Source organism: Marisediminitalea alba, assembly GCF_002993365.1.
Taxonomy (GTDB): domain Bacteria; phylum Pseudomonadota; class Gammaproteobacteria; order Enterobacterales; family Alteromonadaceae; genus Alteromonas; species Alteromonas alba.
In genome coordinates, this window is record NZ_PVNP01000206.1 from 14,356 (window position 1) to 28,027 (window position 13,672).

The 13,672-nt window shown below is 52.3% G+C and carries 12 protein-coding genes; 11 read left to right on the forward strand and 1 reads right to left on the reverse strand.

From position 1 onward, the window contains the following. Nucleotides 1-18 precede the first annotated feature (18 nt). The gene (locus C6Y40_RS21920; RefSeq protein WP_240622052.1) at nucleotides 19-2,334 is read right to left on the reverse strand and encodes an LPS-assembly protein LptD; all 2,316 of its coding nucleotides are present in this window, start codon (nucleotides 2,332-2,334) and stop codon (nucleotides 19-21) included. Nucleotides 2,335-2,623: 289 nt separating this feature from the next. Between C6Y40_RS21920 and djlA the strand changes: the two genes are divergently transcribed. The 11 genes from djlA to mazG all read left to right on the forward strand — a co-directional run bounded on the left by djlA (nucleotide 2,624) and on the right by mazG (nucleotide 13,658). Then, nucleotides 2,624-3,460, forward strand: a complete 837-nt coding sequence (djlA, locus tag C6Y40_RS21925) for a co-chaperone DjlA (RefSeq protein WP_105936530.1) — start codon at nucleotides 2,624-2,626, stop codon at nucleotides 3,458-3,460. Continuing rightward, a complete protein-coding gene (gene xerD / locus C6Y40_RS21930) occupies nucleotides 3,457-4,371 on the forward strand; it encodes a site-specific tyrosine recombinase XerD (RefSeq protein ID WP_105936531.1) in 915 nt (304 codons plus the stop codon). The genes djlA and xerD overlap by 4 nt, the downstream gene beginning before the upstream one ends. 196 nt (nucleotides 4,372-4,567) lie before the next feature. Beyond that, nucleotides 4,568-5,299, forward strand: coding sequence for a bifunctional protein-disulfide isomerase/oxidoreductase DsbC (gene dsbC / locus C6Y40_RS21935; protein ID WP_105936532.1), 732 nt, complete (start codon nucleotides 4,568-4,570; stop codon nucleotides 5,297-5,299). A gap of 97 nt (nucleotides 5,300-5,396) precedes the next feature. After that, nucleotides 5,397-7,121, forward strand: a complete 1,725-nt coding sequence (gene recJ / locus C6Y40_RS21940) for a single-stranded-DNA-specific exonuclease RecJ (protein WP_105936533.1) — start codon at nucleotides 5,397-5,399, stop codon at nucleotides 7,119-7,121. Between the two features lie 16 nt (nucleotides 7,122-7,137). Then, complete coding sequence (locus C6Y40_RS21945; protein ID WP_105936534.1) at nucleotides 7,138-7,407, forward strand: hypothetical protein; 270 nt, start codon at nucleotides 7,138-7,140, stop codon at nucleotides 7,405-7,407. A gap of 2 nt (nucleotides 7,408-7,409) precedes the next feature. Further along, on the forward strand, nucleotides 7,410-8,108 hold the full coding sequence (recO, locus tag C6Y40_RS21950) for a DNA repair protein RecO (RefSeq protein ID WP_105936535.1): 699 nt from the start codon (nucleotides 7,410-7,412) through the stop codon (nucleotides 8,106-8,108). Nucleotides 8,109-8,164: 56 nt separating this feature from the next. Next, nucleotides 8,165-8,911, forward strand: coding sequence for a pyridoxine 5'-phosphate synthase (pdxJ, locus tag C6Y40_RS21955; protein ID WP_105936536.1), 747 nt, complete (start codon nucleotides 8,165-8,167; stop codon nucleotides 8,909-8,911). A gap of 18 nt (nucleotides 8,912-8,929) precedes the next feature. After that, nucleotides 8,930-9,310 carry a holo-ACP synthase gene (gene acpS / locus C6Y40_RS21960; protein ID WP_105936537.1) on the forward strand — a complete coding sequence of 127 codons (381 nt, stop codon included), beginning with the start codon at nucleotides 8,930-8,932 and terminating at the stop codon, nucleotides 9,308-9,310. A 9-nt stretch (nucleotides 9,311-9,319) separates the two neighbouring features. Beyond that, nucleotides 9,320-10,678: a 23S rRNA (uracil(1939)-C(5))-methyltransferase RlmD gene (rlmD, locus tag C6Y40_RS21965; RefSeq protein WP_105936538.1), complete on the forward strand. Its 1,359-nt coding sequence runs from the start codon at nucleotides 9,320-9,322 to the stop codon at nucleotides 10,676-10,678. 9 nt (nucleotides 10,679-10,687) lie between these two features. Beyond that, nucleotides 10,688-12,868: a GTP diphosphokinase gene (relA, locus tag C6Y40_RS21970; RefSeq protein ID WP_105936539.1), complete on the forward strand. Its 2,181-nt coding sequence runs from the start codon at nucleotides 10,688-10,690 to the stop codon at nucleotides 12,866-12,868. Then, entirely contained in the window at nucleotides 12,846-13,658 is an 813-nt protein-coding gene (mazG, locus tag C6Y40_RS21975) for a nucleoside triphosphate pyrophosphohydrolase (protein WP_105936540.1), read from the forward strand. Before relA ends, mazG begins: the two co-directional genes overlap by 23 nt. Nucleotides 13,659-13,672 lie beyond the last annotated feature (14 nt).

The window sequence follows — 13,672 nt, forward strand, 5'->3', positions numbered from 1 at the left end:
TAAGGGATACCGGCGCATTTAATTTAACACGTAAGGCTGTCGATAGCCGAACATGCCGTCCTCGAGCATAGCCCGATTCGACCGGGATGAACCGATCCCTTTAAAAATAAATTGCAGAGCAATACTTGAGTCAAACTCATTGGTATTTTGCTGGCCCGCTACATCGTAACGGTTACTCAGACTTCGCTGGGCAACAATCCGTAATGCCCAGCAGCAGGACTCATACTGTAACCCAAAATAGTTTTCGATGCTTCTGTCTCGCTCTAAATCGCGATAAGAACGCCCGACTACCTGCCAGTTCTCGCCAATCGGCCAGCTCGCCGATACGCCAAACTGATCGATGGTTTCCCCCGACAGATCGCGCACAAACCGGTGACTCAGTTGCACCAGCCGTGTGGCGTCGAGACGATATTCCAGTGCCATACTGCTGCGTTCAACCTTGTCATTGTCGGTGGCAATTTGTACCGCCGAATGAACAAACCAGCTGTCATCAAAACGCCAGTCCAGTTCGCCGGCCAGCGCCGAGCGGTTGCGATCGTCCACTGCCGTGGTGACCTGTGAGTCCGACAGGTAGAATATCTGACCCAGGCTGATAACAAATTGTTCCCGGTTGTTGTCATCAATTATTCGAGACGTTGCTCCTACCGTGATCTGGTCATTATCACTGATACGGTCAAGACCGGTAAATTCCTGGCCGCGGAACAGCCCGTTCACATCGGTTAACAGCGCGGTGGTGTCGTATAAACCGATATTGCTCTGGTCTTTAAATGAGGTATACAGATACTGAACTTTGGGCTCAAAAGTAATGGTTACATCATTGCCAAACAGCTGGTCATTCTTTTCCAGGTACAGGGTGCTGAACAGTCGGCCCTGATAGAGAGTACGGTTAACCTCTTCGTCCAGTTCGGTGTTGGCTATGTTGGTTTGTTTGTAATAGGTATTCATGGCCGTTAGTTCAGCCGTTACCTCACCCCAGTAACGCTGATAGGGGAGCGCAACGGTGGGTGCCAGGTGCCAGCGCAGGGCATCTGGCCTGGTCTCCTGGGCATTATCAAAATACGCCAGCTCAGAATCCACCTTAAAGGTCAGTAACTCACCGAGGCTGTTACGCCACTGCAGTTTCGCTTCCGGCAGGGCGCGGTAAATGGCATCAAAATCGCCCAGGGTTTCAAAATCACGTAAGTACAGGCTCATATCCAGCGACTGACTGTAATAATCCATGCCAATGGTGCGGTTGATAGTGGTATCGGAGCGATTGAAGAAGTCCGAGCCCAGGTCAACCACATAGTTGTTGTCGCTGATGCCGTTGAAATCCACATTAAGCTGCCAGTTATCCGACAACATGCCGTGATGCTGCAGGCGATAGAAGTAGCGGCTGTCGTCGCTGGCAAGCTTTGTATCATTGTTAAGATATTCAAGATGCATCTGACCACCGGATGCGCGGGTCAGATAGCGAAATTCTGTTTTTAACTGTAAACCACGGTTGGTCATCAGCCGTGGCGAGATGGTCATGTCGTAATTCGGCGCAATATTCCAGTAAAACGGCTGCTCATAATCAACGCCGGTAGCGCTGGAACTGCTGATGATCGGAAACAGTAAGCCGGTTTGGCGTTGGTTACTCACCGGAAACGCGAAATAGGGCAAATACAGCACCGGCACATCGCCCAGATAAAAACGGGTATGGCGCGCCTCACCGAGGGTGTCACCCGGTTCAATACTGATTTTAGAGGCTTCAAGCCGCCAGTCTTGTTGGTCCAGCGGACAGGTGGTAAAGCTGACATTATGCAGAGCGATACCTTGCTGGGTGCCTATATCAATCTCGCCGGCGGCACCATGGCCAACAAAACCGGTAAGCTGATACTGCGTATTTTCCAGCTTTAAGGTTTGCTCAACCGAATCAACCGACAGTAAGTCACTGCTGACTGTCAGCGCGGGACTGCGGTAACTTACGTTGCCACTGGCCGATAGCGCGCGGCCATTGTCGGTCACCTCGGCTGTGTTGGCGTGAATAATGGCACTGTCGGTCACGATATCCACATCACCTTCAAACAGGGCAAACTGGTTTTCGCGGATTTCTGCGGCGTCAGCAGTGACCTGCACCTGTTTTTTTTGGAGCAGTTGAGAGCTGTCAAAGGGGGCCGGTATGGCCATACACAGCGCATTGTTATCAATAGCGGTCCGGGCATTTGCCTGCCAGGCAAGACTGTTTAAACCTGCTACAGCAAGCCAGACCAAGGCACCATTCATGCGCCGTTGGCGGTTGACTGGTTGTCTGGGAGCCCGGGTGTTTCGTTGGCCATGCTGCTGAGCAAGTTGTGTAGTTTTCGACAGCAAATTATTATTCTCGGTGCTTCTAAGGATTATTCGGCTGGTAGGGGCGCCGATGTCTGTTCTGATAAGGCGCTAATTCTATGCACTTCGCCGCCAATTACCAACAGCAGACCCTAAAAAAATCGAAAAATTCATATCTTATCCCCATTTATTTGCTTTAAAGCAATGATGTGGGCGACTTCTCAAGCGAATAACCATTGGTTATAGTGCTTAACATCTTATCTTTTTTCTGGTTGTTACGCCTGTTTATCAACCAGTCCGGCGCGGGGCGTCGCAGTTGTAGGGGGAATGCATGCCGATTTGGGGCAGATTACTGGGTTTAATTTTCGGAATGATGTTTTTAAAAATACCGGGCGCCATTCTGGGGTTCTTTGTCGGCTATATGTTCGACAAGGGCTACAGTCAGGATTTCGGCCGTATGGGCGGTTTCGGACGCTTTTTCTCCAGTCAGGATGCGTTGCAGCAACAGGCTATCTTCTTCCATAGTTTGTTTGCTGCCCTGGGGCACCTGGCAAAATCTGATGGTAAGGTTACGGAATCAGAAATAAAGGTTGCCTCACGTCTGATGGACGACATGCAACTGCAGGGACAGGCTCGTCAGGAAGCGCAACAGGCTTTCCGGGAAGGTAAATCGCGGGATTTTCCTATTGCCGATATTCTCAAGCAATTATATGAATCCTGCCATGGCCGCCGGGATATTCTGCAAGTATTTCTGGAAATCCTTATTCAGGCGGCATTTGCCGATGGCCGGCTGGCCAACGAGGAATACCGGGTGCTGGAGAAAGTCGCTAGAGCACTGGGATTTGTGCGTCGCGATCTCGATTACCTTATTGCCATGTTTGAAGCCGAGGTGCGCTTTCGAAGCCAGGGGCGCGGTAGTCATCAACGTCAGGGCAGTCAGCAGAACAGCGGGCCATCACTGGAAGATGCCTATGCCGTGTTAGGGGTAGCTGCCAGTGATGATGAAAAGGCTATCAAACGGGCTTATCGTAAGCGAATGTCGGAGCATCACCCGGATAAACTGGCCTCTAAAGGGTTGCCGGAACAAGCGATGGAAATCGCCAAAAATAAAGCCCAGGATATTCAGGCTGCTTACGAGCTGATAAAAGAGCGGCGCGGCTTTAAATGAGTCAGAAAATGCTGCCTCCCGGCGCCGCCGATCTTGACCTGATAGAAGCCTTTATCGAAATGCTGTGGCTCGAAAAAGGCTTAAGCGATAATACCCAACAAAGTTATCGTCGGGATCTGTGTCATGTGGCGGGCTTCCTAACCAGTCGCTCTACCAGTCTGAAGCAGGCCAGTCTCACCGACATGCAGGACTATCTGATGTTTCGCGAGCAGCGGGGACTTTCGGCGCGCAGCACGCAGCGCAACATTAGCGCTATGCGTCAGTTTTACCGCTATCTGGTTACGGATAATCAGCGTAAGGATAACCCGGTGAGTCAACTGGCTATCCCCAAAGCTGCCAAGAAGTTACCCGGGACGCTGAGCGAGGCCGATGTTGAGGCGTTGCTCGATGCGCCGGAAATGGAAGAACCCATTGAGTGTCGTGATAAATGCATGCTCGAGGTGCTGTATGCTACCGGCCTGCGGGTCAGCGAGCTAATTGGCCTGCGCTTGTCGGAAGTCAGCTTACAGCAAGGACTGGTGCGGGTGATGGGTAAAGGCAATAAAGAGCGCCTGGTACCGCTGGGTGAAAATGCCCTCGATGCGCTACAGGACTATTTACACAGTGCCCGCCCGCAATTGTTAAAGCATCAGACCGACGTGGTGTTCGTGAGTAACCGTGGTGTACAGATGACCCGCCAGACATTCTGGCACCGCATTAAACACTATGCAGTGAAAGCCGGGATCCGTACTCAGTTGTCTCCCCATACGCTGCGCCATGCATTCGCAACGCATTTACTTAATCATGGTGCCGACCTGCGGGTGGTGCAAATGCTATTGGGCCACAGCGATCTGTCAACCACGCAAATTTATACCCATGTTGCCACAGAGAGACTTCAAAACCTGATTACAGCGCATCATCCTAGGGGATAAAACAAACTATTGGCAGGGCCGATTCGATGAGCACCGGGGTAATTGTCGATGGCAATCATCGCCAGAGCGGGATTTTTTGATACACTAGAGCGAATTTTACGGTTAAATGCCGGTCTTAAAGAAAACAATGTGCTGCAAATTCAGCACCCCAGAGGCCGTTTAGGCCATAATCCGAGTGGTTTTCAGGAGTGATTAAATGAAAGTGTTTCTTCGCAGTTTACTGGCAGTGCTGAGTGTTGTTTCAGTTGCTGCAACTGCAAATGTGCTGGCCGATGCGGCAGATAAAGAGAGCGTTAAAGCAAAAATCGAAACCACGCTGAAATGGCGGGTAGATGCCATCGCCGACTCACCTGTTGATGGCTTACTGCAAATCAGCACCGAAAACGGCCTGTTTTACGTTAGTGCAGACGGCACCTATTTACTCCAGGCGCGGGTTTACAATCTCGACGAAGAAATGCGTAACGAAACCGAAACCGCGCTGGCTGAAATGCGTCTGGATGGTTTAAAGCAATTTGATGATTCCTACATCGAATTTAAAGCTGAAGACGAACAATATGTGGTAACAGTATTCACCGACACTACCTGCGGATATTGCCGTAAGCTGCACGAGCAGATTGCTCAGTACAACGAAGAAGGCATTACCGTAAGGTACCTGGCGTATCCTCGTGCTGGCCTCAACAGCCCGGTCTATCGTCAGATGGTATCGGTCTGGTGCTCCGCCGATCCGAAAAAAGCTATGACCAACGCAAAATCAGGCAGCAGCGTAACGCCTAACAGCTGTGATAACGACATTGCCGAGCAATTTCGTTTTGGTCGCAAGATTGGCGTAAATGGTACGCCTAATATCGTACTCAGCGATGGCAGTATTATTCCTGGTTACCAACCGCCGGAACAGTTGCTATCGGCGCTTAAACAGATCGCCGGTTAATTGTCTTACCGCCTACCGGATACCATTCCTCTCGGGTATCCGGTTGCTTCACCAATCAGAATGCTTTTCAGTTTCAGTAACGAATCACAGCGAATTTATGAGTTTACACATCAGGCGCCGGCCGTTAACCGATACCTTTGACACGGCAATACATCCGGTTCTTGAGCGGGTTTACCGTGGCCGTTCCATTCAGTCTGCCGAGCAATTAAATACCGGTGCCCGGGCACTGCTGCATTATCGCGATTTACTGGGCTGCGACATAGCCGCCACGCGCATTGCCGATGCCATTAGTGAGCAGCAATCGATAACCATTATCGGTGACTTTGATGCCGATGGCGCGACCAGCACGGCGCTGTGTATGCTGGCTCTGGGGCAAATGGGGGCAACCCGGGTGGATTATCTGGTACCCAACCGGTTTGATTTTGGTTACGGGCTTTCGCCACAGATTGTCGAGGTGGCAGCCGAGCGGGGAACGCCGTTAATTATCACCGTTGATAATGGCATTTCATGCCATGCAGGGGTTCAGCGGGCCAACGAGCTGGGCATGGAAGTGATTGTGACTGATCACCATTTACCTGGCGAAACCCTGCCTGCCGCTACCGCCATCGTTAATCCTAATCAGCCGGATTGCCATTTTGCCTCGAAGAACCTCGCCGGTGTTGGCGTGGCGTTTTATCTTATGCTGGCGCTGCGAGCTGAACTGGAAGGGCGCGACTGGTTTAACCGCCAGGGGCTTCAGATGCCTAATTTAGCCAATTTACTCGACATCGTGGCAGTAGGCACAGTAGCGGACGTGGTGCCGCTTGATCAGAATAACCGTATTCTGGTGCATCAGGGCTTACAGCGGATCCGTGCCGGACAATGCCGGCCGGGGATTACTGCCTTACTCGACGTAGCTCAGCGTCATGCCAGCCGCCTGACGGCAACGGATCTGGGCTTTGTAATAGGCCCCCGGCTAAATGCGGCGGGTCGTCTGGATGATATGGCGGCCGGGATAGAGTGCCTGCTTTGCAGTGATTCCATGGAAGCCCGGGCGCGGGCGACGGAGCTCGACCGGCTTAACCAGCAGCGGCGAACCATTGAACAGGAAATGAAACAACAAGCACAGGAAACCCTGGCGTCGGTGCAACTCGACAGCAGTGCACCGCCAGATGCCATCGTGCTGTTCGATGAGCATTTTCACCAGGGCGTCATCGGGATCGTCGCGGGTCGGCTGAAAGATGAATATAAGCGACCGACCATTGTGTTTGCCAAACAGGATGATGAAATTATTAAAGGCTCGGCGCGCTCCATAGCCGGGGTCCATATCCGCGACATTCTGGAGGCCGTCAGTACCGCTCACCCGGGCCTGATTGAGAAGTTCGGCGGACACGCGGCAGCCGCCGGATTATCAATCCAGACTGCCAATCTTTCCGCCTTTACCGCAGCCTTTACCAGTCATGTTAAAGCGGCTCTGGCTGACATTGACGACCCGAATATCATCCTCAGTGATGGCGAACTGGAGCCACACATCCTTAATTTGCCCACCGCCCAGGTATTGCGCCAGGCCGGTCCTTTCGGCCAGGGCTTTCAGCCGCCGCTATTCGACGGTACTTTCCAGCTTATTCAGCAGCGGATTGTCGGTGAGCGTCACCTTAAGATGGTACTGGCTCACCCCGACAGCGGCGAGGAGTTCGACGCTATCGCGTTTAATATTGATTCCGATGTCTGGCCTGACCCTAATGTTAAGCAGGTGCAGTTGGCGTATCAGCTGGATGTGAATTACTATCGGGGCAGGGAATCGCTGCAACTGCTGGTGGAAGCTCTGGCTCCGGTGGCCTGACAGGTAATGAATTGCTATGAGTGTGGAAAAGCTGCTAAAACGTCATCAGTCACTGACTCACAGTGAAAACCTGAAAGTGGTTTCTCATGTACAGCGTCAGGATGGCGACTGGGTTCGCCATACCGTAATGATTGAAGATGTCGATGCGCCCTTTGTGTTTAAACGCACCAAACCTTATCAGTCGCTGCAGGGAGCCCGGGTGAATATGACCTACTACCGCACGGTGGAAACCGTTGCTGGTATGGAGTTTGAACAGATGAAAGTTGTGCGGATCAAGCGGGCATAATCATGGCTAACCACTGGTTGAATGCCTATGTTTTGCATCGACGCCCCTATCGTGAAACCAGTTTTATTGTTGATTTCTTTACCCTCGAACTCGGCCGCGTCAGCGCCGTGGCCCGTGGTGTGCGCAGCGCCAAATCCGACCGCCGAAGCCTGCTGCAACCCTTCCAGGCGCTGCGAGTACAGCTAAGCGGCAAAAGCGATTTAAAGAACCTGACTCAATTAGAAGGCAATGGCGCTTTGCGCATGCTCACCGGAAATGCCCTTTATTGTGCCCTGTATGTCAATGAGATCACCAACCGGGTATTGCCTGGCGGTGTCGAGGCTGCAGAGCTCTACAGTGCCTATGCAACAGCCCTGGCAGCATTGCAGCAGGAACAGGCGGCTGCCGAGTATATTCTGCGTCAGTATGAACTGGCACTCTTGCAGGAGCTTGGCGTTATGCCGGATTTCACTACTGACGCGGCTTCCAATGATCCCATCGAACCGTCTTTTCATTACGAACTGGTGTCGGAACTGGGGTTTTGCCAGGTTAAACAGGCCAGCAAACTCAGTTTTTCCGGTACCGAACTGCTGATGCTGGCTGAACAGGATTTCAGCCCGCCGGGATTAAAGGCGGCAAAGCGCTTATGCCGGTTAGCTCTGCATCCCTTTGTGGGTGACAAGCCATTGAAAAGTCGTGAGCTCTTTTTGGCCTCCCGCTGAATCACTGCTACAATACGCGCCACTTCAGTTTTGTTATGTAATCTAGGACCCTGGGAATGAAAGATATTCTGCTTGGCGTTAATATTGATCATATCGCTACGCTGCGAAATGCGCGTGGTACCTCTTACCCCGATCCGGTGCACGCTGCGGATATCGCAGAACGCGCAGGCGCAGACGGTATAACCGTTCATCTGCGGGAAGACCGTCGCCACATTAAAGACCGTGATGTCACGTTACTCGCGCAAACCATTAATACCCGCTTAAACCTAGAAATGGCTGTCACCGAAGAAATGCTGGCCATTGCCGAACAGGTTAAACCCACATTTTGTTGCCTGGTGCCCGAAAAACGTGAAGAGTTAACCACCGAAGGCGGGCTGGATGTGGCCGGCAATCTGAGTCGTATGACCGATGCCTGCCAGCGCCTGGCCGAGGCGAATATTCTGGTTTCCCTGTTCATTGATGGCGATGAGCGCCAGCTTGATGCCGCTAAAGCAACCGGCGCACCGTATATCGAAATTCATACCGGTCATTATGCCGATGCAACCAGTGAAGCGGAGCAGTTGGAACACCTGGCGCAAATCCGCCGTGGTGTGGAGTATGCCGATAATCTCGGGCTGCAGGTTAACGCTGGTCATGGCTTGCATTACCACAACGTAAAACCGATTGCGGCTATCCCGCAGCTTATCGAACTCAATATTGGTCATGCCATTATCGCCCGAGCTGCGTTTGACGGTTTGCACAAAGCCGTGGCGGATATGCGCAGCCTGATGCAGGAAGCGCGTTTACAGGCATACATAGGCTAACCACCACCGGAGCTGACCATGGCCATTGCAGGCTTGGGAACTGATATTGTCGAAATTGCCCGTTTTGAGATGGAGGATGGCTCCCGGGATCGCCTCGCGCGTCGGGTGCTCACACCGGATGAATGGGCCATTTATTCAGCGCACAATCAGCCGGTACGGTATCTGGCTAAACGGTTTGCCGCTAAAGAAGCCGCGGTAAAAGCGCTGGGCACCGGGATTGGTCGCGGTATTAGCTGGCAACAATTGCGTGTCAGCAATGACGAAGCGGGCGCGCCAATTCTGCATTATAGCGGTGAGTTTGCCGAGAAATGCAAGATTAAAGGTATAGTGAGTGCTTACTTAAGTTTATCTGATGAACAACATTACGCCGTGGCAACGGTGATCCTTGAAACACCGTGAGGCAAGGTAATGGTTAGCATTTATCAGGGCGGCGGTAAGCGTCGCGCCAGCGGAAAACGAAAAGGGCCCGCTCAGGTAGCTTCTGCTACGGTGACGCTGGAAAAGTGGGATGCCCGCGGGCGCGGTGTTTGCCGAACCCATCAGCCGGTACTGTTTGTAGATGGCGCGCTGCCCGGTGAAACCTGTCAGGTAGCCATTACGCGCAGTAAAAAACAAGTCTGCGAAGGTCATGTAACCAAAGTGCTTGAGCCTGCCCCGGCGCGGCAAACGCCTTTTTGCCCGGTATATGAGCAATGTGGCGGCTGCCAGTTGCAGCACGTTGAGCGCGACGCTGCCTTAGCCTGGCGACAACAGGCGCTGGATGAGCAAATCCGGCTCACCCACTCGTTAGACAAGTTACCCTGGGTCACACCTTTACGCAGCGCCGGTGACCAATACCGGCGAAAAACGCGCCTGGCCATTGATGCCCGCAAAGGCAAGCCGCTGGCGCTGGGATTCAGAGCGGCAAAGAGCGATAAAGTGGTCAATGTCAACCATTGCCCGGTGCTTGAACCTGAACTTAATGATCTGTTAGCGCCGTTACATAAACTACTCGAGCAGCTATCCGGGCGCACCGCTATTGGCCATATAAGTTTACTAAGAGCACAAAACGGTATCGGCATCACATTTCGCTGCACTCAACCTTTTGCAGGCAGCGACCGCGAATTGTTAATGACCTTTGCTCAGACAAATAAGCTGTTACTGCGACTCGACTATGGTGATCACAGCGAAGCCTTGCATAAGCCGGTAGATGAGTTGTTATGCGCCACCACCGATGCATTATCGCTGGCGGTTACCACCGAAGATTTTATTCAGGTGAATGCAGAGGTAAATCTGGCCATGGTTGAGCAAGCGCTCGACTGGCTGGCGCCAGAGGCGCAGCACAACGTACTCGATCTGTTTAGCGGTTTAGGTAACTTTTCCTTGCCCCTGGCAAAACGTTGCGCCAGTGTTACTGCGGTGGAAGGGGTTTCCACAATGGTGCAAAAAGGCGAAAAAATTGCCCGACAACAAGGCATTACTAATATTCAGTGGCGCACTGCCGATTTAAGTAACGAGGCAGAACTTAACGCTCTGGCACTAAAAAAATATCATAAAGTGTTGCTGGATCCGTCCCGGGAAGGGGCTATGGAAGCCTGCCAGCAAATTGCCAAAGCCAGAGTTGAGTCAGTCGTGTACGTATCTTGCAATCCGGCAACTTTTAATCGCGATCTGGCACCGCTGCTGCAAGCAGGGTATCGGATCGTGAAACTCGGCATAATGGAAATGTTCCCGTATACCCAGCATATTGAGTCGATGGCGTTACTCGAACGCGTGGCTAAAGGGTAAGAGGTAAATATGGTTTCAACCCGCACAGTGCATGAAGAACACCGGCCACCGTTTGAAGAATGGCTGGCGAGTCTTAATCTGTCTGAAAGTACCGCTCAGAAGCTGCGCGATATTTCGCATATGCCGGATAAACTGCTGGTCGGTCAGGAGATGGTGGAAATCCTTCACCAGCTCAACATGGACGACGCAACATTGCAGGCCGCGCTGGTTTATCCCTATTGTCAGCAGCATGAGTTGTCTGATGCCGAGGTGGCGGAAAACTTTGGTACTGAAATTGAGCAACTGGTAGTGGGTGTACGCCGCATGGAAGCGATTCGCATGCTGCATAACCGCAAACAATCCGAAAGCAAGCTCTCAGCACCCGATGAGCAACACATCGACAGTATCCGTCGTATGCTGCTGGCCATGGTGGAAGACGTGCGGGCGGTTGTGATTAAAATGGCGGAACGGATTTGCGCCCTGCAACAGGTTAAAAAGGCCGACGAAGAAACCCGGGTTATGGTTGCCCGGGAGTGTGCCACCATCTATGCGCCACTGGCTAACCGTCTTGGCATTGGTCAGTTAAAATGGGAGCTGGAAGATTTAGCCTTTCGCTATTTACATCCAGTCACTTATAAACAAATCGCTAAACAGCTGGATGGTAAGAGGCGCGAGCGCGCCGAGTATATCGACAATGTAGTGGACTCTTTGCAGGACTTGCTCAATAACGAACACATTAAGGCCGAGGTTTACGGGCGACCAAAACACATCTACAGCATCTGGAAAAAGATGCAGAAAAAACGCCTGACTTTTGAGCAGCTTTTCGATATCAGGGCAGTGCGGATCATTGCCGAGCGGTTGCAGGATTGCTACGCGGCGCTGGGCACTGTGCATGCCCACTTCAAGCATATTCCCAAAGAATTCGACGACTATATTGCCACCCCTAAACCGAATGGCTATCAGTCGATACATACGGTTATTGTCGGCCCGGAAGGTAAGCCGGTTGAAATTCAGATCCGTACCCAGAAGATGCACCAGGATGCTGAACTGGGTGTAGCGGCGCACTGGAAATATAAAGAGGGCAGTGCTGGTAAGGTTTCTGGCTACGATGAGCGGATTAACTGGTTACGTAAAATCCTGCAATGGCAGGAAGAGGTGGCCGAGTCGGGTGACTTTGTTGAAGAACTGCGCAGTCAGGTGTTTGACGACCGGGTATATGTCTTTACACCGCGCGGTGATGTGATTGATTTACCGCAGGGGTCAACGCCGGTGGATTTTGCCTATTACATTCACAGTAATGTAGGGCACCGCTGTATCGGCGCTAAGATTAACGGCCGTATAGTGCCCTTTACCTATCAGCTGCAAAGTGGCGATCAGGTGGGGATCCTGACCGGAAAAGAACCCAACCCGTCGCGAGACTGGCTGCATCCTGGTTTAGGTTATGTCCATTCGTCACGGGCCCGCGCGACAATTCACAGTTTCTTTAAGAAACAGGATAAAGAGAAAAACCAGCAGGCGGGTAAAGAGCTGCTGGAGCGCGAACTCCAACGCGCCGGTCTGCCGGTTAAAATGGCGGTCGATGCCTGCGAACGATTTAATGTGCCCAGTACAGACGAACTGTTTGCTGCAATAGGTGCCGGCGATGTGCGGGTAATGTCGGTGGTGCATCATCTGCAACAGTTAGTGGCGCCGCCGCCGGAAGTTGAAGAACTGAGCCCCAAGGTTAAAACGCGCAAAGCCGCGCGGGGCAAAAATAAACCTGACAGTGTGGTAGTACAGGGCGTGGGTAACCTGATGAGCCAGCTGGCTAACTGCTGTCAGCCGGTGCCCGGCGATCATATTTTGGGTTATATCACTCAGGGGCGCGGTGTAAGCGTGCACAAAGACAGCTGTGAGCAACTTCAGAACCTGCTCAATCAGCATCCGGAACGGCAAATTGAAGTGAGTTGGTCAGAAGATCTCAACGTCGGTTATGAAGCGAATCTGGACATTGAATGTAATGATCGTACTGGTCTGCTGCGCGATATCACCACAGTGCTGGCTAACGAAGGCGTGGCCCTGCTCGGCGTAAACAGCCTGAGTGACAAAAACAGCCACACTGCACTGATTTCGGTATCGGTAGAAGTCTCCGATGTAGAAGCGCTGAGCCGCCTGACGAATCGTTTGCGACAACTGAAGGACATCATTGATGTCAGACGTAAGACCCACTGAACCGAAGGCGGCGTTAGCCCGCCTGCTTGATATCATGGCGCGCCTGCGTGACCCGCAATCGGGCTGCCCGTGGGATGTGCAACAAACCATGCAGTCGCTTACCCGTTATACGATTGAGGAAGCTTATGAGGCCGTTGATGCCATAGAGCGGGGGGCACCGGATGAGATTAAAGATGAACTGGGTGATCTGCTGTTTCAAATCGTTTTCTACGCGCAAATTGGCAATGAATCACAGCAGTTCGACTTTACGGACATCGCGAATGCAATCAGCGATAAAATGGTGCGCCGCCATCCCCATGTGTTTGGCGAAGCAACCACCGATAACGCCGGTTTAACGGAGCAATGGGAAGCCATTAAGGCACAGGAGCGTAAACACGTCCCGCAAGCCCTACTGGACAGTGTCCCCACCGGTTTGCCGGCGTTAATGTATGCCCAGAAAATTCAGAAGAAATGCGCGCGAGTGGGGTTTGACTGGCCAGAGGTTGCCCCGGTGGCTGATAAAGTGCGCGAGGAAGTAGCGGAAATACAGGCGGAGCTGGATGCGCCGAAGCGCGATCAGCAGGCCCTCGAAGCTGAAATTGGTGATGCATTATTTGCCATGGTAAACCTGGCTCGTCATTGTAATGTGGATGCTGATGCCGCGCTGCGCCGGGCCAGCCAAAAGTTTGCTAATCGTTTTGCTGTGGTTGAAGCGATGGCAAAAGCAGAAAAAGGCGCACTTGAAGCGCACTCGCTGGATGAGCTTGAACAACTATGGCAGCGGGTAAAACGTCAGGAAACATCTGCCTGATATCGCTTTTTGTA

What these genes read in the sequence shown, in the direction of transcription:
- pdxJ (WP_105936536.1), top strand. Translation starts at nt 8,165, where the DNA reads ATGAAAGATATTCTGCTTGGCGTTAATATTGATCATATCGCTACGCTG.
- relA (WP_105936539.1), top strand. Translation starts at nt 10,688, where the DNA reads ATGGTTTCAACCCGCACAGTGCATGAAGAACACCGGCCACCGTTTGAA.
- acpS (WP_105936537.1), top strand. Translation starts at nt 8,930, where the DNA reads ATGGCCATTGCAGGCTTGGGAACTGATATTGTCGAAATTGCCCGTTTT.
- recO (WP_105936535.1), top strand. Translation starts at nt 7,410, where the DNA reads ATGGCTAACCACTGGTTGAATGCCTATGTTTTGCATCGACGCCCCTAT.
- xerD (WP_105936531.1), top strand. Translation starts at nt 3,457, where the DNA reads ATGAGTCAGAAAATGCTGCCTCCCGGCGCCGCCGATCTTGACCTGATA.
- mazG (WP_105936540.1), top strand. Translation starts at nt 12,846, where the DNA reads ATGTCAGACGTAAGACCCACTGAACCGAAGGCGGCGTTAGCCCGCCTG.
- djlA (WP_105936530.1), top strand. Translation starts at nt 2,624, where the DNA reads ATGCCGATTTGGGGCAGATTACTGGGTTTAATTTTCGGAATGATGTTT.
- rlmD (WP_105936538.1), top strand. Translation starts at nt 9,320, where the DNA reads ATGGTTAGCATTTATCAGGGCGGCGGTAAGCGTCGCGCCAGCGGAAAA.
- C6Y40_RS21945 (WP_105936534.1), top strand. Translation starts at nt 7,138, where the DNA reads ATGAGTGTGGAAAAGCTGCTAAAACGTCATCAGTCACTGACTCACAGT.
- dsbC (WP_105936532.1), top strand. Translation starts at nt 4,568, where the DNA reads ATGAAAGTGTTTCTTCGCAGTTTACTGGCAGTGCTGAGTGTTGTTTCA.
- recJ (WP_105936533.1), top strand. Translation starts at nt 5,397, where the DNA reads ATGAGTTTACACATCAGGCGCCGGCCGTTAACCGATACCTTTGACACG.